Below are 19,468 nucleotides of genomic sequence, written 5' to 3' on the forward strand. Positions count from 1 at the left end.
GTTACAGGGTAACTCCTATACCAACTATTACAGATTTATTATTTGGGTAAGCACCGTTATCAACTCCTGATGTAATGGCCGATTGCTCGTTGCTGCTTACTTCAGGGTCGTAACCGGTATATTTGGTCCAGGTTGCCAGGTTCTGGGCACTCAGGTAGATCCTAACCTTTTTAATAGGCGACCTGGAAAGTACCGACTGCGGAACCGTGTAACCAAAGCCAAGGCTTTTAAGGCGCAGGTATGAGCCATTCTTCACAAATCTATCCGATATAGTTGGCGCAGGGTCCTGGTATGCGCTGTGCACATCGGTATTGGTGTTGGTTGGTGTCCAGCGGTTTAGCAAGGTAGTTGTAGCATTGGTATAGCCTGTTCCTAATTCCAAAACGCCTCTTTGCTGATTGTAGATCTTATTACCGTAAGATCCCTGTAAAAACACACTCAGATCAAAACCTTTATAGGCAAACGTGTTGGTAATACCTCCGGTAAATTTAGGCTGCGAGTTACCAAGAATCACCCGGTCTCCGCTTTGTGTTATTTTACCATCGCCATTAATATCCTTATAGTTTTGACCACCTGGTTGTGTGTTGGCAGCGGGGGTAAGTACTGGTCCGCCGGCCTGGATAAGGCCATTGGTTTTGTAACCGATAAATGAGCCTATAGGTTCGCCAACTTTAATGATGGATGGCAGCGACGAATCTGGGATGAACTGGTTAACGCCGTTACCGCCAAGGCTCAGCACTTTATTACGGTTAACTGCAAATACCAGGTTGGTGTTCCATACAAAACTGCCAACAATATTGCGCGAGTTAATACCCAATTCAAAACCCTTGTTTTGCACCGAACCTACATTTTCATACTGCTGCGGGTTGGTAATAGCAGTGTTGGTAATGATGGTTAAACCGCTTGTTGCCGGTAAAGGCAGGTACAACAACAGGTTGGTGGTTTTCTTGTAGTACACATCGGCGGTTACAGTAACCCTGTCTTTAAACAAGCCCAGGTCGAAGCCAAAATCATATTGGCTTGTTTTCTCCCAGGTTAGGTTGGGGTTATATAAACTGTTTGGCGCGAAACCTGCAACTGTAGCGTTACCAAAATTGTAACGATAATAACCTAACTGCGAGTACGACTGGTAAGCCGGGATATCGCTGTTACCGGTTTGGCCGGCACTTAACCTCAGTTTTAACTGGCTGATGGCCGTTACATTTTTCAGGAAATCTTCGCTCGATGCATTCCAGGCTACAGCAGCCGACGGGAAAGATGCCCACTGGTGCCCTGGCGCGAATTTCGACGAACCATCGGCACGCAGGGTTAAGGTTAGCAGATATTTACTGTTAAAACCATAATTGATCCTGCCCAGATAAGATTTTAAAGCCCATGTATTTGACGATGAGGATGGCGCGATAGCAAAACCACTGCCCGATACCGAAGTAACACTGCCCGAACCAAGGTTATTGAAAGTGTCATAATCGCTCACAAAACCTGATGAGCCTGTAATAGCGCCCTCGGCTTTAAACTGTTGCTGAGTAAAACCAGCCAATACATTTAATGAGTGCTTCCCAAACTTTTTGTTGTAGGTAAGCGTATTTTCATTAAGCCAGTTGAACGAGTTTAATGTACCAACCTCGCCAAGGCCCGAATAACCCGAACCCTCGTAAACGGTTGAAGGCAGGTAACGGTTTTGCTTATTGTCGATGATATCCACACCAGCCAATACCCTTGCGGTAAGGTTTTCGGTGATTTTATAATCGCCTGCTATATTTCCTAAAATGCGGCTTGTGGTAGTTGTGTTGGTTTGGTTATAAAGCGTATTGATCGGGTTACCATAGGTGCCTTCAAATACGTTTTTGATAAAAAATGAACCGTCGCTGTTATAAACCGGCGTGGTTGGCGTCATGAGCAAAATGGCTGGTACAACACCCTGAGGTGCAATTTGCGCGGTGGTACGGCTACCAGTTATAAATGAAGAGATCTTGAATTTATCGTTATAATCGTGTTCTACGTTCACACGGCCGGCGTAACGCTCAAAGTTGGTGTTTTGCAAGATCCCGTCCTGTTTAAAGTAATTGCCGGAAAAGGCAAGCCTTGTACGCTCGGTACCTGAAAATATCGAAAGGCTATGATTTTGTGAAGTCCCCTTACGGAAAGCGGCGGCCTGCCAGTCGGTATTGGCATTGTATGGGTTTAGCTGCGCTTCTGTTTGGGCGGTTTTGCCTGTGTTTACCAAAGCATCGTTACGCAAGGCTTCCCATTGAGGTGTATTAAGCAGCGACAAGGTTTTAATCACCTCCTGCTTGCCATAACTGCCATCGTAATTGATAGATGACACGCCTGCTTTACCTTTTTTAGTAGTGATGATAATTACACCATTAGCCCCGCGTGTACCATAAATTGCCGTGGCCGAAGCATCTTTTAAAACCTCGATGCTTTCAATGTCCGATGTATTGATAGATGCCAGCGGATTGATCTTTGGGCCATTGGTTACACCTGCATCGGTAAGTGAGTTGCTGTTTGAAGTAGGGAAACCATCAATGATATACAGCGGCTCAGCAACGGCATTGATAGAGTTTACACCACGAACCTGTACAGTTACGCCCGCTCCCGGCTGCCCGGTAGCCTGAGTAACCTGGATGCCCGAAACAGAGCCCTGCAAAGCCCTGTCGAGCGAGGGAACTGGCTGTTTTAAAGCAAGCGCGGGCACGGATGCAACCGAACCGGTAATATCCTTACGTTTTTGGGAGCCGTAACCCACTACAACCACCTGGTTTAGTTGTGTCTGGGCATCTTTAAGTTTAATTTCAACCGGGCTACCATCGGCAATAAACTCTTTCCTTTCGTAGCCGGTAAAAGTGATAATAAGTTTATATGGAAATTTCTGGCCGGTTATAAAGCTGAATTTACCTTCAATATCGGTTGAAACTACGTGAGTGGTACCCTGGATCTTGACCACGGCACCGGGTAATGGCTCGCGGGTTGTGCTGTCAATTACACGGCCAACCAGGTGCGAATTGATGGTGGGCTGCGTTTGCTGCGCGATGGTTAACAGCGGAAAAGCGATCAAAAACAGAAATGGGATTAATAGTAGTTTTTTCATGTCGACAGGTTTTTAGAAGATGAAAAACCGGACGACTGATCAGTAACCGTATTAAACGGCTTGTATAATTGCTGCGGATGAAAGACATCCTCAATAATTTGCAGCGTAAAAGATGCCGTGTGCAGCGGAGAAGGCAACGCATAGCCAATCCCTGCATTTGCAATATTTTGCATAGATTTGAATATTAAAATGACACCATTGAAACAGGCTCAACGCCAATCGATCCCTGTTTCGTTGTTTTAATGACTGAGGGAAAGGCTTTGCTTTTCCCTTATTTGAAGAATGTAATTGTTTACTTTTTCATGTTCCTTTCTGGTTATGCCTGTTAAGCAGGCCGATCGATCATTTATTTTAGGGGTATTATTTTAATTGCTGACACAACGGAAACCAAGGTGTTCCATACCGCTGTCTTCGGTAGTTTTCATCCGGCGCGATACGCGGTAACCTGAGCAATAACTATCGTTACACAAAAATGAGCCGCCCCGCACTACCCTTTTAATGGCATAAGGCTCGTCCGGGTCATATGATTTTGAAGCGCCTTTAGGGTTTTTAACTCCCGCCGGACTGCTTACTGTTTTGTAGTAGTTGTTATTGTACAAATCGGCACACCACTCCCATACATTACCGGCCATATCATACAGACCGTAACCGTTAGGCGCAAATGAGCTAACCGGGGCTAAGTAATAATAATGATCGCGCTGGGTGTTTTTATAGGGGAAACTTCCCTCCCAGGTATTTGCTTTAGGCTGCCCTTCGTTCACTTTTTCATTTCCCCAGGGATAGATCTTATCTTCAAGACCGCCCCTCGCCGCCCGCTCCCATTCAGCTTCGGTTGGTAAACGTTTGCCCGCCCATTTGCTATAGGCCACAGCATCGTACCACGAAACCTGCACTACCGGATAATTATCTTTACCCTTGATATCGCTACCCGGCCCGTGCGGGTGTTTCCAGTTGGCACCTGTTTTCCATGCCCACCACTGGCTATAATCGTTCAGATTAACCGGTTTACTTGCGGGTACAAATATCAGTGAAGCCGGTACCAGCAAACTATCTGCAGGTTTTTCGGTACCCGGGGGCATTTGCTTTTTAAGCTCGTTCCAGTCGGGCTTGCGCTCGGCTGTGGTGATATAGCCTGTAGCTTTTACAAACTTTTCAAACTGGGCATTTGTTACCTCGGTTTTATCTATCCAAAAACCATCGACAGTTACGTCGTGTTTGGGGTATTCATCAGGTTCAGCCTGCTGGTTATCGGCCCCCATCCTGAAAGTTCCGGCCGGTACCCAAACCATCCCCGCATGGCTGGTTTGGGTATTACCCGTATCGGGCAGAGCAAGCGCCGCACCGCTTAACCCCGCTGCTTTAAACCTGTTGGGGATATTTGATTCGCAGCAAAGTTTCTTTTTAGCACCGGGAACCGTGGCAACCGCAATACTCGCCACTGGTTTCGCCGGTTGTTTACATGATGCTAACCATACGGTACTAAAAAGTATAAGTACAATCTTTTTCATTACGCTTTTAGAGGCTGTAACTGAAATGCGGCATCAACCTGTTCAGCTTCGGGCTGCACTGCAATATCGGTTCTGTATAAGTGATGAGGTTGCAAAGGCACATCTTCTCTAATCATCGGTCCATCGGCCGCAAGCTCGCTTCCGGGTATCTTTGATTTAAATAAAGGCCAGGCCAGTTGTGCATACCATTGGTCACCTTCATAATGCGAAATACCATAAGCTTTAGGATACTGACGCGAGATATGAGCCGTACCGAAAATAATGTCCCACCAAAAGAACATATTACCAAAATTACCTTTATAATAGCCTACCCCGTCATCGGTAGTAGCTGCATGGTGCGCATGATGCGTTGCAGGCGTTGAAATGGTACGTTCAAGGATCCAGGCCAGGGGGTGTAATATTTTATACTGATAAAATGGTTTATCCCAGGGAATACTTGAATGCGCCAGGGTGGTAATAGTACCTTTAATACCTTTCACCACTACAGCCGGGATGCCTAAGCCGAGATAAACCAAAGCTGTTGTTAAATAGGTCTGCGAAAAAAAGATGGTATAAATGATATTTTGCCTGCTGGCCATTGCCATACCCATGTACGATGCCGAGTGGTGTGTACGGTGAAAACGCCATAGCCAGGGCACCTGGTGGTGCAAACGGTGATACCAGTATTGGGTAAGATCATCGGCTACAGCGATGATGATAAATCCCCAGAAAAACGGAACCCAATCAAAGGTGTTCTTTAATCCTGGTAATACAGCCGGCAGCACTTTTAATCCGTAATAGGCCACCAATGGTTTTACCACCAGTTTAGGGATGGTAAAGCAGGCAATATCCACCCATTTTTCATTTTTGTTCCAGCGCTTTTTATAAAGGCCGAACGAAAATTCCAATACACCGAGTACCAATACCAAAACGGAAAAGCCATAGCCGTTAAGGTTTTCTATTATTTGCTTTATCTGATCAATCATTGTCTGGCGAGTTTGATGTTTTAGTTTTTATGGTGTTTTCCTGTTTATGCTGATGTTGCTTCTTTTCCCATGGGCGCTGACCGGTGATGGCGAAAGTGCCAAACATGAGCGCGATAGGCAGGATATAAAGCAGCAGGCTCAATGAAGCGTTTTTGATAATCTGCTTTTTGGTTGATTGATCCAGTTTCATGAGGGTGTACTGTTTTGAGGTTGAACAATTTGCGCTGTTTTAGTTGCAGAGCCTTTTTCCAATAGCTTACGGCCAAGCCACAGCCCGCCGAAAATGATAACAAAAGGTATGAGGGTTACTGTAACGCCTACCAACACCTTTTTCCCAATCAGGGAAACGTCGTTAATGGTCATAATGGACTTATATTAAGTGATTAACAATGCAGGCGTTGCATAGCAATCCGCATAAAGCAGCAATGCCTGGTAAATAATGTAATGAATTGAAAAATTGAGTACCGTGCGATCAACGCACTATTATGGAGGAGGGATTATCCCTTGTACTGATTAGCAGCAACAACAAGAATAACAACAGGAAGTAAAAGCAACAGCGGTTAACTGATAATTAGCAAGGCCGTATTTAGGTAAAAGTTCGGGTTGCATGGTGGGTGCTTTTAAAGATTTTAATTTGTTGTTATTAATTTTCTGAGGCAAATGTAAAAAAAGATTTGATAAATACTACTAATTCTATAGAAATTATATAATAATAATTTGTGAGTAAAATAAAGATGTCCCGGCGCTTTTTTGAGATACCTCTGGCTACGTCCCGGATTACCTGAACAAATACAGAGATCAGCCTACAAAGAACCGTAATTAGGCTACAAAGCGAAAGGCTTGTTCCCTGAACTTTGCTTTCATCAAATAAAATATAGTATGACACAGCAAACGAATAAAATATGGTTCATCACTGGCGCTTCGCGCGGCCTGGGACGTATATGGACAGAAGCGGCATTGGAGCGCGGGGATCAGGTGGCCGCGACGGCCCGCGAACTGAGCAGCATCGCTGCATTAAAAGAACAATATGGCGATCGGGTATTGACACTGGAACTCGACGTGACTAACCCTGCTCAGGTTAAAGACGTCGTTAATAAAGCGCATGAGCATTTTGGCGGGTTGGACATCGTGTTGAATAACGCGGGATACCCACTGATCGGCACGATCGAGGACGGCAGTGCCGGCGATATCCGCGCCCTTTACGAAACCAACGTGATAGGCCCTGTTAGTGTGATCCAGGCGGCTTTGCCGCTGCTGCGTGGGCAAGGTTACGGACATATTTTGGGTACTTCCAGTAACCTGGGGCATCTGGCCATGCCGATCCTGGGCTATTACTGCTCGTCCAAATGGGCGTTTGAAGCGATCCACGAAAGCCTGGCCCTGGAAGTGGCGCAGTTCGGTATCAAAGTAACCATCATTGAACCGGGCGCATATGCAACAGAATTTGGTAGCGATCAGATCCCGAAGGTTTTCGAAGGAAATCCGGTCTACCACGATTTTAAAGCGAAATTCATGGAGGGACTAAAAGGCATGGAGAGAGGCAACCCGGCCGCTACCCCGCAGGCGCTGTTCAAAGTGGTGGACTCTGAAAACCCGCCGCTACGTTTTAACCTTGGTAGCCATAACCTTACCGGCCTGAAAGCTGCCTATACGGAGCGCATTGCCACCTGGGAAGCCTGGGATGAAGTTTCGCGCTCGGCGCAATGAAATTACAAAATACGGACACCAGCCACTGCAAATTACGGCCTGGTGTCCTTAACTTAGCTATGATGAAAAAGGATGAAAACCCGCCCTTGAAACTGGAGTCGCTGACCGAGGCGCACCGGATGTTCGGCTTGCCGCAGCCTAAACACCCACTGATCAGCCTGATTAACGGCGCACACACCTTGTTGGAAGGCAAATTGCCCACCCGGCATGTGCTGGCCTATTACAAGATCGCTTACAAGCCCAGGCTGGGCGGTAAGTTGAAATATGGCCAGGGTTATTATGATTTTGATAACGGCGGTTTGTTATTCGCCGCGCCGGGGCAGATCATCGGCGGTAACGACCTGGAGGGGACGGTATGCTCAGAGTACACCCTGATCATCCACCCGGATTTCTTTTTGGGGTACCCCCTGGCCAAAAAGATCAAGCAATATGGCTTCTTTTCCTACAGCACCAACGAAACACTGCATCTCTCGGAAGAAGAAAAAAACACGGTCCTGGCTATCTTTAGCTTTATGGAAAAGGAACTCGACGGCCGGATCGACGACTTCAGCCAGGAGGTAATGATCTCCCAGATTGAACTGCTGCTCAGTTATGCCAACCGTTTTTATAAGCGGCAGTTCCTGACGCGCAAAGCGGCCAGCACCGACATCCTGCAGCGGTTGGAGGAAACGCTGGATGCGTATTTCAATAATGAACTGACGTTGAGCCGCGGCATCCCTACAGTTGCTTACCTGGCCGAAAAACTGAACCTTTCGCCTAACTACCTGAGTGACATGCTGCGATCACTGACCGGTCAAAGCGCCCAGCAGCACATTCATGACCATCTCATTGAAAAAGCGAAGGAAAAATTGTCCACCACCAGCCTGTCGGTCAGCGAGGTGGCCTATGCCTTAGGTTTTGAGCATTCACAGTCGTTCAGTAAGCTATTTAAGACCAGGACGAATCTCTCGCCGCTGGAATTCAGGAAATCTTTTAATTGACAACCTACTGTTATCCGCTATCATTTTAATAATTACACGTTTGGCAGATAACAGTTGACCGTTTTTTGCAGCTGCCAGAATTGCCGGTTGTTCCGCAACTTGAACTACCGGGGTTTGCAGTCGCCAGAAACGTTTACATTTGCACAGAAACGCCCTTTTTCAAATTACCTGCGCCAAAATATTCTTTGCCATCTTTAAGAACGACAACTTTTAAATGGGCAACCTCCTTATTAATGGGATAACTGCCCTCCTGGGCGACCACACGCAACATCATTTCGTGGCCGCTTTTTGTTGCCTTGAATTTGATTTTGCTGTACTGCTTTTTCTTAAATTCCCAACCTTCGCCCCTATCCCAGTAAAGTTCGCCCGTAGCGTTGCCTTTTGCATCTGGATTAATATATAGCGTTAAAGTGTTCAACGATTTCTCGCCTGTATTTTGGATAACGTTTCCGGCAGGAATAATAGCACCGCTTTTCAGCAATAATTTAGCCTGATAAGGATCTGATTCTTCGCCATCAACAAGCGTTACCTTCTCCCATTTTCCGGCAGGCAGTTTGATATCTTTAGCAAAAGATGGAACTACCAGAAGGTTGTTGCCTAATAAAAACGACTGCTCTTCACTTCTTAAACTTAAATCTTTCGGATCGGCAAAAAAGGATGGTTGCATTACCGGCAAGCCGGTTTTGTGGGCATTGTAAAACAGCGTATAAAACAATGGCAATAAGCGATACCGACGACTAATTGCGATCTTCGAAGTTGTTTCAACGGCATCGCCAAATGCCCATGGCTCTTTGTTATTAGTACCTGCGCAGGCGTGCCCACGGGCAAACGGCAAAAACACACCGAAGCCGAGCCATTTGGCCCACAGATCAGGACTGGTATTACCCAAAAAGCCACCAATATCTGGCCCACTGAAAGGCTGACCTGACAAACCAAGGGTAAGGGACATCGGTACTGATACTTTCATAAACCGTTCGTCGGCTAAATTATCTCCCGTCCAGGTTGCGGCGAAGCGCTGGCCACCCAACAAACTGGCTCTTGTTAAAATAAACGGCCGCTTATTTGGATTGGCTTCCATCACGCCCTGCCGGGTAGCCTGAACCATCAACCGCCCATAAGCATTATGGTATAACAAATGCGGCCCGGCGGGGAGTGCATCTCCACCCCTGTGTTGGTTATTATAAGGCATGGTACCTAATCTCTGCTCTTTCGGTAAAGCCTCGTCATTTACTGCCGGCTCGTTCATGTCGTTCCATACACCATCAACCCCGGTAGCCATAAATTGATGATACAAATCCGCCCACCATCTACGCGCTGCAGGCATGGTAAAATCAGGGAAAGCACAATCGCCAGGCCAAACTTTGCCGTGATATTCCCGACCGCCAGGGTCTTTAACCCAAATATCGTTGGCTGATCCGGATTGATAAACCGCATATGAACTATCAGCCTTAACACCTGGATCTATCATAAAAACAGAATGAAAACCTTTGGCATGCAGATCATCGTTCAGTTGCTTAGGATTTGGAAAATTATTTTTATTGAAGGTAAAAACACGGAAACCTTCCATGTAATCAATATCCATCCAAATGGCATCGCAAGGTATTTGCTTTTCCCTGAAGGTGTTGGCTATTTTCCTCACACGCTGCTCTGAAACGTATGAAAAACGGCACTGCTGATAACCTAAGGCCCACCTTGGCGGCATTTCTATAGTACCGGTCATTTCGGCCAGCCCCTTAACCACCTCTTGCGGTGATTGACGATCGATCACAAAGACACGAAATAACGGACCTTCGGTATTGTAGGCTATTTCTTTCGAATCCGTTTTCAGCTCCGCTTTCCAATAGCTATCAAAAAGAATTCCGAAAGCGGTGCCGTCTTTCCGTACACCCATTACCCAGGGATGGGTTTGATAAAGGCGTTTTCCATTATCTGTGCCATAAGCACCGTTATCGGTATTCCAAAGTTTTATAGTTTGGCCGTTCCTTAATAGCGGGCCAGTGACTTCTCCGCCGCCATATAGGCTAATGTCGCCCTCCAAATGAACAACAGCGCTTGCCTTCCCCTCATTCAAATTAAACTCAGGAAAAATACGCCATCCTACCGGAACAGCTTTTTTAATAGAAGGTTCCCTTTGGAGCATCAGAGATGGAACTTTAGATTGATCGAAACCTTCAGGAACAAATTCGACAATGGATTTGCCGATGAGGCCCGATTGCCGGATAGGGATATTTTTTGCATTGCCCCAAGAAAAGACCAGCAGAAAAAAGAGAATCAGATAATACCTGATAGATGTTGTCATATAAAGTTTTAGTTGATGAATTTTAATCCTGAACATTACAGGATCAAAGTAAAACATGAAGCCAGCACCGTGAGCAACAAGTTGTTTCTACAGGTCAAAAAATCCAGCAACATATTTAATTAACAATTTAATATTCAGCAATTTAAACAGAACCCACATGAAAAAAATCTCATAAAAACCGCGCAACCAGCCAATGCATAGCTTAAAAAACCGCGTTTTTCGAGAGAATATCGCTTTCCTTAAAACAGAGCTTGTAAATTTTAGATGTAATTTTATCCCCGTTTGCATAAAGCATCCCTCTTTTGTTTTCAAAATTGGTTTTTGCCGCCTTAGTATATTATCATGCAAACACAACATCTGCCGAAATCATTCAAATTTATATAGTTGAAAATGAAGAAAAATTTACTGCTTGTTATTATCTCATTATCCCTGGTAGTTCGCTGTTATTCGCAGGAACTGAGATCTGATAAAATATTAGCTGTTCTGAAATCTGAACTCGAAAAAGAGAACTCATACGATCTTAAAAAAGAAGACCGCATAAAACAGCTACGCAATCAGCTTAACTTCAGCGACAAAAAGAACTTTAATGCCCAATACGCCCTTTGCAGCCAGATTTTTGATGAATACCATTCCTTTAAGTTTGATTCGGCATTTATGTACGCGAGGAGGATGATCGCTCTTTCAGAAAAGTTTAACAATACCAACAAACTGATCAGGAGCCAGGTACAGCTCGGCAGCACGTTGCTTAACTCCGGTTTTTATAAAGAGGCTTTTGATGCTGTTGAGGCCATTAATATTCATGGCTTATCCGATTCGTTAAAAGCAGATTATTTTAACCTCCGCGCAAGGCTAAACGCGGGGATTGGTGATTATGATGATGACGCTTATTTTTCGAAGATCTATCGTCAGCGATCTGACGAAGATTTTAAAAATGCCGAGGTCGCAACGCCATCAAATGAGTTTGAAAAAACCATTAACATGGCATTTCAACCCGACTCGATCAGGGACAAAAAACTAACCCCCGATTTTTACTATAACTTTATCATTAGTAAGGACTTGCCCGAACACAAAGTGGCTATGGTTGCCACCAGGCTCAGTTTTGCCTACACCGGCGATAACCGGATCTTGTTCCTGGCACTTGCCGCGATAAACGATATTCGATCGTCAACCAAAGAAACACTGGCGATATTTCTGCTGGGGCAGGAACTGTTTAAGCGGAGCAAAACCGAAGACGCATATATTATGATGCAGCATGCTGTAAAAAATGCAAAGTTTTACGGAGCCCGGAGCCGGGAGGTGCAGATAGAATCCATATTACCACTTGTTGCCGGTAAGGTTATCGACCAGAAACAACACGAAAGGGATAAATTACTGATAGGCTTCCTGATATTTTTGATTGTTGCTGTAGTACTTTTCTTTTTACTGGTGATTTACCGGAAGCAGATTGAACGCATTAAAAATAACGAGCGTGTAATTAAGGAAATTAACAGCGACCTAAAAAGCATTAACGGCAAGCTTTGGGAATCATCAAGAATTAAAGAAGAATTTATTGGCTTGTTTTTTAAAACCTGTTCATCTTATATCGAAACACTTGATAAAGTTAAACGCCGTACGCAGCATAATATTAAGCTTGGCAAATACAATGAAGCCAACGCGGTGCTTGACAAAGTACAGGTAGACAAAGAAAAAGATCAATTGTATGACACTCTGGATACCATGTTTTTAACGCTCTTCCCCAATTTTATAACATCTTTCAATGCCCTGTTAAAAACCGAAGACCAGATCTGGCCTAAAAGCGGTGAAATGCTGAATGCCACCCTCCGGATCTTTGCTTTGGTGCGCCTGGGGGTAAGCGAATTAGAAACTATTGCCCAAATACTTGATTATAGCGTAAGCACGGTGTACACCTACAAAAACCGGGTAAAAGTGAAGGCAATGGTACCTGCCGAGGATTTTGAGCGAAAAATAATGGAGATCAAATTTATAGATGATCTGCAACCTGTCGGTGCATCGTTATTGACCTAAGGTGCCAAAGCAAACAGCCACCGGATCCTGAAATATCCGGTGGCTATGGGTTAAACCAACCGCTTAATAGCCGGGGTTTTGTTTGAATTGCGGGTTAACGTTCATAATATCCCGCCCGATAGGAAATATCTCGGTATGCTTGTCTCCATCAGGTTTCTTATCCCACCAGGTACCGGTGTTGAACACTCCCCAACGGATCAGGTCGGTACGTCTCCGGTTTTCACCAAGAAATTCCCGGCCCCACTCGTCAAGCATTTCCTGGTCGGTGAGCTGGCTACCATCCGGTTTATAAAGGCTTGAAGACCCATCAGGATAGTTGCGTCGTCTTACCTGGTTCAGATAATTGGCGGCACTGGCTTTATCACCCGCCCTATAACGGCACTCGGCCAGGGTGTAATAAATTTCTGATAACCTGATCTCCGCGTAAGCTGAAGTGATCCTGTTAGGATCTGGAGTTGGATAAATAGGATATTTCACCATGAAAATACCTGAGTTATGGTCGGCATGATTCATATCCGACTCCTTATCTGCAATTTTGGTTCCCGGTTTTGCGCCGAGGAACATTCCCACCTGGTCGCGGATGTAAAGTGGATAAGGGCCCTTATTGCCTTTAACAGTATCGGTGCGACTTACACCGTTTACCAAATGCGTATAAGGCAGATAGCCATACAAAAACATACCCTCGCGAGTACTGTTGCCCAGGTTTTTATATTTCTTTAACCGCAGGTCATCGGGGTATTTATGAAATTTAACAAAAGGTTTGCCCAACTGAAAAGCGTACTCAACGCTATCTATATCATGCCCGGGTTGTAATGCATAGCGCGGGTTAGCCTGCCCGAAATCTGTAAATCCGCAGTATAGCGGAGCTGCGTCGTAAGTCATTCCCCAAAAAAACATCCCGCCATCGTACTGCCAGTGTGTGCGCGCCAGTGAGCCTGGGAAACCGTAGATCACTTCCGAGTTTAATGTGGTGTTGGTATAATCGAAAGGGGCATCCCATCGCGTATCAAGTTGATAAGCGCCGTATTTACCGCTAATGATGTCACGGCAAACGGCTTCGCATTCGGCATATTTATCGGTACCGGTATAAACTTTGGCGTTGAGATAAAGTCGGGCCAGCAATGATGCAGCACCAGCTTTGGTCCAGCGCCCTATACCTGCTGCACCAAGCTGTTGCCGGGTGGGCAATCCATCGATAGCGCCTTTCAATTCCGATTCGATGTAATTAAACATTTCCTGCGGGGTAGATTGCGGGTTACCGTGTGTAGCTGTTTTTACATCGGTAACAATTTCAATATTGCGATAAAAATCAAATGCCCGTAAATAAAACCAAGCCCGTAAGGTATGCAGTTCTGATTTAAAATCGGTTAATTCTGCATCTGTAACACTGAGTTTTGCCGGGTCTTTGATGCCTTCCATATCGGTAAGCGAGTTGGTTGCCAGCACAATGCCCTGGTAAAAGTTTGTCCATGCACCGCTTGTAAAGCCATCTGTAATAGTCCAGGTATGGTAATGCATACGTTGATAGTAGCCACCATCCTGCCAATCGCCCTGGCGGTTGTAGGTAGCCATTTCGTCGGTACAATCTTCGCCTGCAGCATAAACATCGTTGCCCTGGATACTCCAGTACGCGTGTTCAAATGGGCGTAAAAAATCCCTGATCACATCATCCCTCCTGCTCAAAAAACTCGCGGCATCTACCTTATCATACACGTGCTCGTCGAGTTTTGTACAGCTGGCAGTCAGCATGGCCGACAGTAAAATACCGCTGATATATACTTTATATTTTTTCATGTCTTTTCAATTTTAAAAGGTTGCCTGCAGGCCAAGGATTAGTTGAAGTGTAGCCGGATAATAATTCAGCGAGGTGTTCACGCCCGGTGTAAGTCCGTTAACCTGTACCAGGTCAGGATCGCCGCCGGTAAAGCTTGTAAAGGTGTGCAGGTTTCTGCCGGTGGCGTAAATACGTATTGATTTAAGGTATTTGGTTTTAAACGGCTGGGTATAACCTAAAGCCACGTTATCTATTTTTACAAACGAGCCGTTCTCCAGGAAATAATCTGAAGCGATAGCTGTTGTTGCCGGATTAGTTAACAACGAGTATTTACTTTTACTATCATAGGCCGATCGCAACACGTTAGCATCGCTTTGGCTTGATGGTGTACCTATGTAGAAGGCAGCGGTATTGAATATTTTATAACCAAATGTGCCGCGCAGAAATATCCCCAGATCAAACCTTTTGTACCTGAAAGTATTGCCAATGGAACCGATAAACTTTGGTAAACCGTTCCCTACAAATTGTTTATCATCTGATGATGCCTGGTTGGCCTGAACTATGGTGCCATCTTTTTTATAAACCTGCAAAGCCCCATCCTTATTCACCCCTGCCGAGCGCAGCGTATAAAACTCGCCAATGCTACGTCCTTCCTGGATACGCTGTATATTACCCGGCGATCCCGGAGCAGGCAAACCGGCCAATTCAACAAATGGCGCGCCTTTGTAAACATCGTTAGAGAAGGAAATGAACTTGTTACGGTTATAAGCCAACGCCGCGGTTATGTTATAACTGAAATCCGGCTGCCTGATTACACTGCCATTCAACGCCAATTCCAGGCCGTAGTTTTTCATAGTACCTACGTTGGCAAAGGTTTGCGATTGGGAGTTTGGCGGCAAGGGCACGTTATAATAACCAAGCAAATCCTTGTTTTTGCGGATGTAATAATCAAGTGAACCAGAGATGCGGTTATCCAGGATAGAAAAATCAATACCAGCGTTAAAGTTGATCGATTTCTCCCATTTCAAATCGGGGTTTACGTTTGATGTAGGGCCATAAACCTGGTAAGTTTGGCCGTTGTACGGAAAATAGCCCGCACCACCATATAGCAGCAATGAAAGATAACTATCGAAATCCTGGTTACCTGTAACCCCGTAATCTGCACGTAGTTTAAGATCGTTTACCCATGGCAGCGCACCTTTCATGAAACTTTCTTCGGATACACGCCAGGCAGCCGAAGCTGCGGGAAAATTACCCCATTTGTTTTTTATACCAAATTTGGACGATCCTTCCCTGCGCAAGCTTGCCGTAAGAATATAACGATTGTTAAAATCATAATTCAAACGACCGAAGAATGAGATCAATGTTGAGCCATTCTGCGTTGAACTTACGGCAGATTGGCCCTGCCCGGCGGCACCACCGTTGTATAAACCCGAGCCAAGATTGTTCCACAGGTATGAATCGAATGGAAAATCATAATTCTGGGCGTAAAAGGTATTATAGTTGTAAAGGGTATATGAATAACCGCCCAAGGCTTTGAGGTGATGTTGACCGAGATTGAGCGAATAATTTCCTGTCCATTCCACGTTTTTCTGGTCATTCTCTTCCTGCCGCTGCGATGCGAAATTGGTTTGGGTTATTTTGCCCGCGTGCAAAATTGATGATAATGTTGAAGGGGTAAAATTGAAGCTCCTGGTCGATTTACTGATTTCAGATATCGTTACCGTTGTGCTCAGGTTCTTTAGAATATTTACCTTTAACGATCCGTTAAGATCCATTTCTTTGATTTGCGCTTCAGATTTGATCACATTAGCGTTCTCAACCGGATTATTGGAGAAAAAGCCGGTATTGATATAGTTGTACCTTCCCGCGTTATCGTAAATTGGATAAGTCGGGTTTAAAGTGAGCGCGTTGTTGAAATTACCCTGATCAGAGTTTTTGGTATTCATATACCTCGGTGCGATATTTAAGGAAGCCACGAAAACGCCATTGTCTGATGTATGGTTTACGTTGATCCTCGCGCCATATTCCTTTTTATGCGCCCGCAAGTCAATTCCATCCGCATTGCGGTAGTCGGCCGATGCGAAGTAATTCGTTTTACCAGAACCACCCGACAATTGAACCGTATGTTTTTGAGCAAATGCCGGCGAATTGGTAACCGCATCCATCCAGTTTGTTTTAGCGCCGTAATCCTGTCCCTGGCTATTTTTTACCCTGTCGGCAATAAACTGTTCGGGCGTAAGGTTTTGCAGTTGATTAGTTAAATAGTCAAAACTGGCATAACCTTCATAAAACGTACGCGCCTGCGATGAGCCTTTTTTTGTGGTGATGATGATAACGCCGTTGCTTCCGCGTGTACCGTAAATAGCCGATGCGGCACCGCCTTTAAGCACATCGATACTTTCAATATCATTTTGGTTGATATTATCAATGTTGCCGCCGGGTACACCATTCACCACATACAGCGGCCCTAAACCTGCGTTACGCGATGAAACGCCCCGCAACTGAACACTGGGCGATGAATTGGGATCTGCACCGGAAGTATTGGTAATACTAAGTCCTGCAACCTTTCCCTGTAACGACATTAGGGGGCTGTTTGAGGCCACCGGAAGCAGATCTTTTGAGGAAACGTGTGTAATAGCGCTCGATACTTCACGTTTATCAAGCGTACCATAGCCAACGCTTACAACAACCACCTCCTGCAATGAATTATTTGCCGCGGAAAGCGTTACGTTTAATGTGGCATCGGCAGTTAACGGCATTTGCTTGGATGTGTAGCCGATATATGAAAAAGAGATCGTTTTAGCAGATGCGGGAACGCTAAGCGTATAAACACCCTTAGCATTGGATGTAGTACCTACCGACATCCCGGTTACCACAATACTTACACCTGGTAAAGGCGAACCGTCGGCAGCATCCGTAACAGTACCGGATATAGTTCTGTTTTGTGCCAGCGCTGTCCCGGTAAAAATGCAACAGAGCACTATGGCACTTAGCCTGAGTAAAAGTTTCTTGTACATAAAAAGAAATTATAGATTGATTTTTGAGGTTAATTTGGCCGCGCAATAAGGTCTCCGGCCACGACGAAATGAGTGCTATTAAGGCGGCGAATGAGCCCGGTTTTCTGTTTTCATAAAGTGAGATTTGAATGGCCGTCAGGTATTGGCAAAGCGCAAATTGGTACGTTGTGAAATTAGAAAGTTAGTAATCCCAAATACACAATCGCGGCCGACATCCGCAAAAAATCTCATAACAAACAGACACAAATACCTGTATAACAATTAAATAACTTAAATAAAAACGAGAAAAATCTCAATGAAAAACAAGGTTATCATTTTCAATTGAGCACCGATCAAACCGAATTGATGTAACAGGGGGAAGTAAGGCGCGTGTGAGAAGCTAAAGTTCATTCCATAGAAAAAGTTGTCAGTTGAGTTGACAACTTGCCCAAAACAGTACGCAAGCCCGCCACTCCCACGAACCAATTTATGATCTGAAAGGTTTTGCCACTATGTTTGAAGATTGAGGTTCGAGCCCTTGTAGGAAACAATATTAAGGAAGTAAAATACCCCTAACGCCCAAGATTAGATGCTGCCCGTCATTTTAACATCATTCCAGCAATTTTGTGAACCTATTTAATGGAGGTAATATGCCCGATTGCGCCGTGCAACTTTGGTATAATAAACAGTGAGTAAGAAAACAGGCAACATAAGCTGCTTTTGGGCTTGCCGGTGGTGACGAGCACGGCCTGGCCATTACCAGGTAACAATGCGTAATTTTCGTGTACAATAATTGGGGTCATGCGATTGAGCGTCCGTTAATTTCCAGGACGAGATCGATATGAAGCATGCGGACCTGGCTTGATCCCAGTGCGCAAATATTCCGGGTGCGGTTCTTAGCGTGGTACTGGATACCTCCTTTTAATTTGCCCGGCTTACCTTGTTTGCCAGGCCTGCCTGAGCGCCTCAACCGGCTAAGGATTGCTTTTGGATAATGGATTACTTCGCCACCGGTGTCACGGCTTTGATCGGCCGTTACAAAAGTGATGCTAAATAGCCGGGGCCGGCCGGCAGCATTCAGCAATTCCATGATCTTAAGGCCATCTTTCAGCTTCAACATACTACGAAAGTAGAGCCGCCGGCAACGCTGTTATAGGATGTAAAAAATGGGTAGATTTGGTGAACTAAACTTTAACAGCAATGGTACAGCAAATCAAATCCCTATCACTTCAACCATCTTCGACAGACACATTAAAGCAGCAATTACATATCTTGCAGCATACTGTTGACAGCTTAAATAAAATCAGCCTGACAAACTCGATACACGCTGCTTACTACCATGATTTTATGAGCGGTCAGTCAGTCTTGTATGGAACAATCCTCGCATGCATTATCGCTTTATTAGTAGGCTTTAACTGGTATAACTTTAAAAGGATGAAAAAAGACATCCGCGATAAATTCGACGAAAAATTAGTAAAGCAAAAAACACAATTGATCGAGGAAATTGATAAAGTGAAAGCTTCAGATATTTCGAATATTGAGCCGATCAAGAGTTCAATAGATCATTTCGAAAATGAATTAAATGACTTATCAATTTATGTCATTGGATCAGAATATGCAAAACAAGACCAACCCTTGGCCAAAAAATTGCTGCATGGTCTAAGGCTTAGTGTAGCATACAAGAAGGCTGGCGATTACAAGGCCGAAACTAATATCCTTTATGATTTATCAACCATTTCACAGTACACTGACGTCGATAAAGCGACAATTAGAGCTAACAAGGGCAAAATCAAAGCGTATTTCGCGAACTTAAAACAATATCCTGAGACTGCTGAGCCTTTGATTCATCTTGATAAGATTGAGGAAACAGTTGATAAAATAATTGAAGGATAATACAATATGAACTACAATAGGGACACAACTTATAGGCACCGAAGGATTACAGTCCCTTCTCAACGTCGATCTGATCTCGAAACAGGCGATCAATCGGTCGAAATCGCAAAAGAAGCGAATGAATTCGGTAAGCATAGCCTACGTATAAATAAAATCGGCTTAATTGTAAATGCAATTCTCGCATTTATTGCTTTGATTGTCTTTCGATACACCCAAGTTCAAACGGA

General features: G+C 44.8%; 14 protein-coding genes. 4 read left to right on the forward strand and 10 right to left on the reverse strand.

What is annotated here, in order from left to right; all coding sequences use genetic code 11:
* Position 1 precedes the first annotated feature (1 nt).
* The 6 genes from ACP26M_RS13615 to ACP26M_RS13640 all read right to left on the reverse strand — a co-directional run bounded on the left by ACP26M_RS13615 (position 2) and on the right by ACP26M_RS13640 (position 5,927).
* Positions 2 to 3,091 carry a SusC/RagA family TonB-linked outer membrane protein gene (locus ACP26M_RS13615; protein ID WP_426589656.1) on the reverse strand — a complete coding sequence of 1,030 codons (3,090 nt, stop codon included), beginning with the start codon at positions 3,089 to 3,091 and terminating at the stop codon, positions 2 to 4.
* A complete protein-coding gene (locus ACP26M_RS13620; RefSeq protein ID WP_426589658.1) occupies positions 3,088 to 3,264 on the reverse strand; it encodes a hypothetical protein in 177 nt (58 codons plus the stop codon). Before ACP26M_RS13620 ends, ACP26M_RS13615 begins: the two co-directional genes overlap by 4 nt.
* A gap of 192 nt (positions 3,265 to 3,456) precedes the next feature.
* On the reverse strand, positions 3,457 to 4,599 hold the full coding sequence (locus ACP26M_RS13625; protein ID WP_426589660.1) for a formylglycine-generating enzyme family protein: 1,143 nt from the start codon (positions 4,597 to 4,599) through the stop codon (positions 3,457 to 3,459).
* Positions 4,599 to 5,564, reverse strand: coding sequence for a sterol desaturase family protein (locus ACP26M_RS13630; protein WP_426589661.1), 966 nt, complete (start codon positions 5,562 to 5,564; stop codon positions 4,599 to 4,601). Before ACP26M_RS13630 ends, ACP26M_RS13625 begins: the two co-directional genes overlap by 1 nt.
* Positions 5,557 to 5,754 carry a hypothetical protein gene (locus ACP26M_RS13635; protein ID WP_090523922.1) on the reverse strand — a complete coding sequence of 66 codons (198 nt, stop codon included), beginning with the start codon at positions 5,752 to 5,754 and terminating at the stop codon, positions 5,557 to 5,559. The genes ACP26M_RS13630 and ACP26M_RS13635 overlap by 8 nt, the downstream gene beginning before the upstream one ends.
* Entirely contained in the window at positions 5,751 to 5,927 is a 177-nt protein-coding gene (locus tag ACP26M_RS13640) for a hypothetical protein (protein ID WP_426589662.1), read from the reverse strand. Before ACP26M_RS13640 ends, ACP26M_RS13635 begins: the two co-directional genes overlap by 4 nt.
* A 516-nt stretch (positions 5,928 to 6,443) precedes the next feature.
* Here ACP26M_RS13640 and ACP26M_RS13645 point away from each other — a divergent pair.
* The gene (locus ACP26M_RS13645; RefSeq protein ID WP_426589664.1) at positions 6,444 to 7,271 is read left to right on the forward strand and encodes an SDR family NAD(P)-dependent oxidoreductase; all 828 of its coding nucleotides are present in this window, start codon (positions 6,444 to 6,446) and stop codon (positions 7,269 to 7,271) included.
* A gap of 62 nt (positions 7,272 to 7,333) precedes the next feature.
* Positions 7,334 to 8,251, forward strand: coding sequence for a helix-turn-helix domain-containing protein (locus tag ACP26M_RS13650; protein WP_426589724.1), 918 nt, complete (start codon positions 7,334 to 7,336; stop codon positions 8,249 to 8,251).
* A 133-nt stretch (positions 8,252 to 8,384) separates the two neighbouring features.
* On the opposite strand, the gene ACP26M_RS13655 is transcribed toward ACP26M_RS13650, so the two are convergent.
* Positions 8,385 to 10,550, reverse strand: a complete 2,166-nt coding sequence (locus ACP26M_RS13655; RefSeq protein ID WP_426589666.1) for a TIM-barrel domain-containing protein — start codon at positions 10,548 to 10,550, stop codon at positions 8,385 to 8,387.
* A gap of 390 nt (positions 10,551 to 10,940) precedes the next feature.
* Between ACP26M_RS13655 and ACP26M_RS13660 the strand changes: the two genes are divergently transcribed.
* The gene (locus tag ACP26M_RS13660; protein WP_426589668.1) at positions 10,941 to 12,575 is read left to right on the forward strand and encodes a DUF6377 domain-containing protein; all 1,635 of its coding nucleotides are present in this window, start codon (positions 10,941 to 10,943) and stop codon (positions 12,573 to 12,575) included.
* Positions 12,576 to 12,638: 63 nt separating this feature from the next.
* Here ACP26M_RS13660 and ACP26M_RS13665 read toward each other — a convergent pair whose 3' ends face one another.
* The 3 genes from ACP26M_RS13665 to ACP26M_RS13675 form a co-directional block, all read right to left on the reverse strand.
* The gene (locus tag ACP26M_RS13665) at positions 12,639 to 14,369 is read right to left on the reverse strand and encodes a RagB/SusD family nutrient uptake outer membrane protein (protein ID WP_373614381.1); all 1,731 of its coding nucleotides are present in this window, start codon (positions 14,367 to 14,369) and stop codon (positions 12,639 to 12,641) included.
* 12 nt (positions 14,370 to 14,381) lie between these two features.
* Complete coding sequence (locus ACP26M_RS13670; protein ID WP_426589671.1) at positions 14,382 to 17,369, reverse strand: SusC/RagA family TonB-linked outer membrane protein; 2,988 nt, start codon at positions 17,367 to 17,369, stop codon at positions 14,382 to 14,384.
* Between the two features lie 778 nt (positions 17,370 to 18,147).
* Positions 18,148 to 18,468, reverse strand: a complete 321-nt coding sequence (locus ACP26M_RS13675; RefSeq protein ID WP_426589673.1) for a hypothetical protein — start codon at positions 18,466 to 18,468, stop codon at positions 18,148 to 18,150.
* An 80-nt stretch (positions 18,469 to 18,548) separates the two neighbouring features.
* Here ACP26M_RS13675 and ACP26M_RS13680 point away from each other — a divergent pair, with 80 nt between their 5' ends.
* Positions 18,549 to 19,241 carry a hypothetical protein gene (locus ACP26M_RS13680; protein ID WP_426589675.1) on the forward strand — a complete coding sequence of 231 codons (693 nt, stop codon included), beginning with the start codon at positions 18,549 to 18,551 and terminating at the stop codon, positions 19,239 to 19,241.
* Positions 19,242 to 19,468: the final 227 nt, after the last annotated feature.

The organism is Mucilaginibacter sp. R-33 (genome assembly GCF_049949235.1).
Taxonomy (GTDB): Bacteria; Bacteroidota; Bacteroidia; order Sphingobacteriales; family Sphingobacteriaceae; genus Mucilaginibacter.

Excerpts from the sequence above, each read along its gene's own strand:
- ACP26M_RS13650 (WP_426589724.1), top strand. The coding sequence starts at position 7,334 with ATGAAAAAGGATGAAAACCCGCCCTTGAAACTGGAGTCGCTGACCGAG.
- ACP26M_RS13655 (WP_426589666.1), bottom strand. The coding sequence starts at position 10,550 with ATGACAACATCTATCAGGTATTATCTGATTCTCTTTTTTCTGCTGGTC.
- ACP26M_RS13675 (WP_426589673.1), bottom strand. The coding sequence starts at position 18,468 with ATGTTGAAGCTGAAAGATGGCCTTAAGATCATGGAATTGCTGAATGCT.
- ACP26M_RS13620 (WP_426589658.1), bottom strand. The coding sequence starts at position 3,264 with ATGCAAAATATTGCAAATGCAGGGATTGGCTATGCGTTGCCTTCTCCG.
- ACP26M_RS13615 (WP_426589656.1), bottom strand. The coding sequence starts at position 3,091 with ATGAAAAAACTACTATTAATCCCATTTCTGTTTTTGATCGCTTTTCCG.
- ACP26M_RS13625 (WP_426589660.1), bottom strand. The coding sequence starts at position 4,599 with ATGAAAAAGATTGTACTTATACTTTTTAGTACCGTATGGTTAGCATCA.
- ACP26M_RS13665 (WP_373614381.1), bottom strand. The coding sequence starts at position 14,369 with ATGAAAAAATATAAAGTATATATCAGCGGTATTTTACTGTCGGCCATG.
- ACP26M_RS13680 (WP_426589675.1), top strand. The coding sequence starts at position 18,549 with ATGGTACAGCAAATCAAATCCCTATCACTTCAACCATCTTCGACAGAC.
- ACP26M_RS13670 (WP_426589671.1), bottom strand. The coding sequence starts at position 17,369 with ATGTACAAGAAACTTTTACTCAGGCTAAGTGCCATAGTGCTCTGTTGC.
- ACP26M_RS13645 (WP_426589664.1), top strand. The coding sequence starts at position 6,444 with ATGACACAGCAAACGAATAAAATATGGTTCATCACTGGCGCTTCGCGC.
- ACP26M_RS13630 (WP_426589661.1), bottom strand. The coding sequence starts at position 5,564 with ATGATTGATCAGATAAAGCAAATAATAGAAAACCTTAACGGCTATGGC.
- ACP26M_RS13635 (WP_090523922.1), bottom strand. The coding sequence starts at position 5,754 with ATGAAACTGGATCAATCAACCAAAAAGCAGATTATCAAAAACGCTTCA.
- ACP26M_RS13640 (WP_426589662.1), bottom strand. The coding sequence starts at position 5,927 with ATGACCATTAACGACGTTTCCCTGATTGGGAAAAAGGTGTTGGTAGGC.
- ACP26M_RS13660 (WP_426589668.1), top strand. The coding sequence starts at position 10,941 with ATGAAGAAAAATTTACTGCTTGTTATTATCTCATTATCCCTGGTAGTT.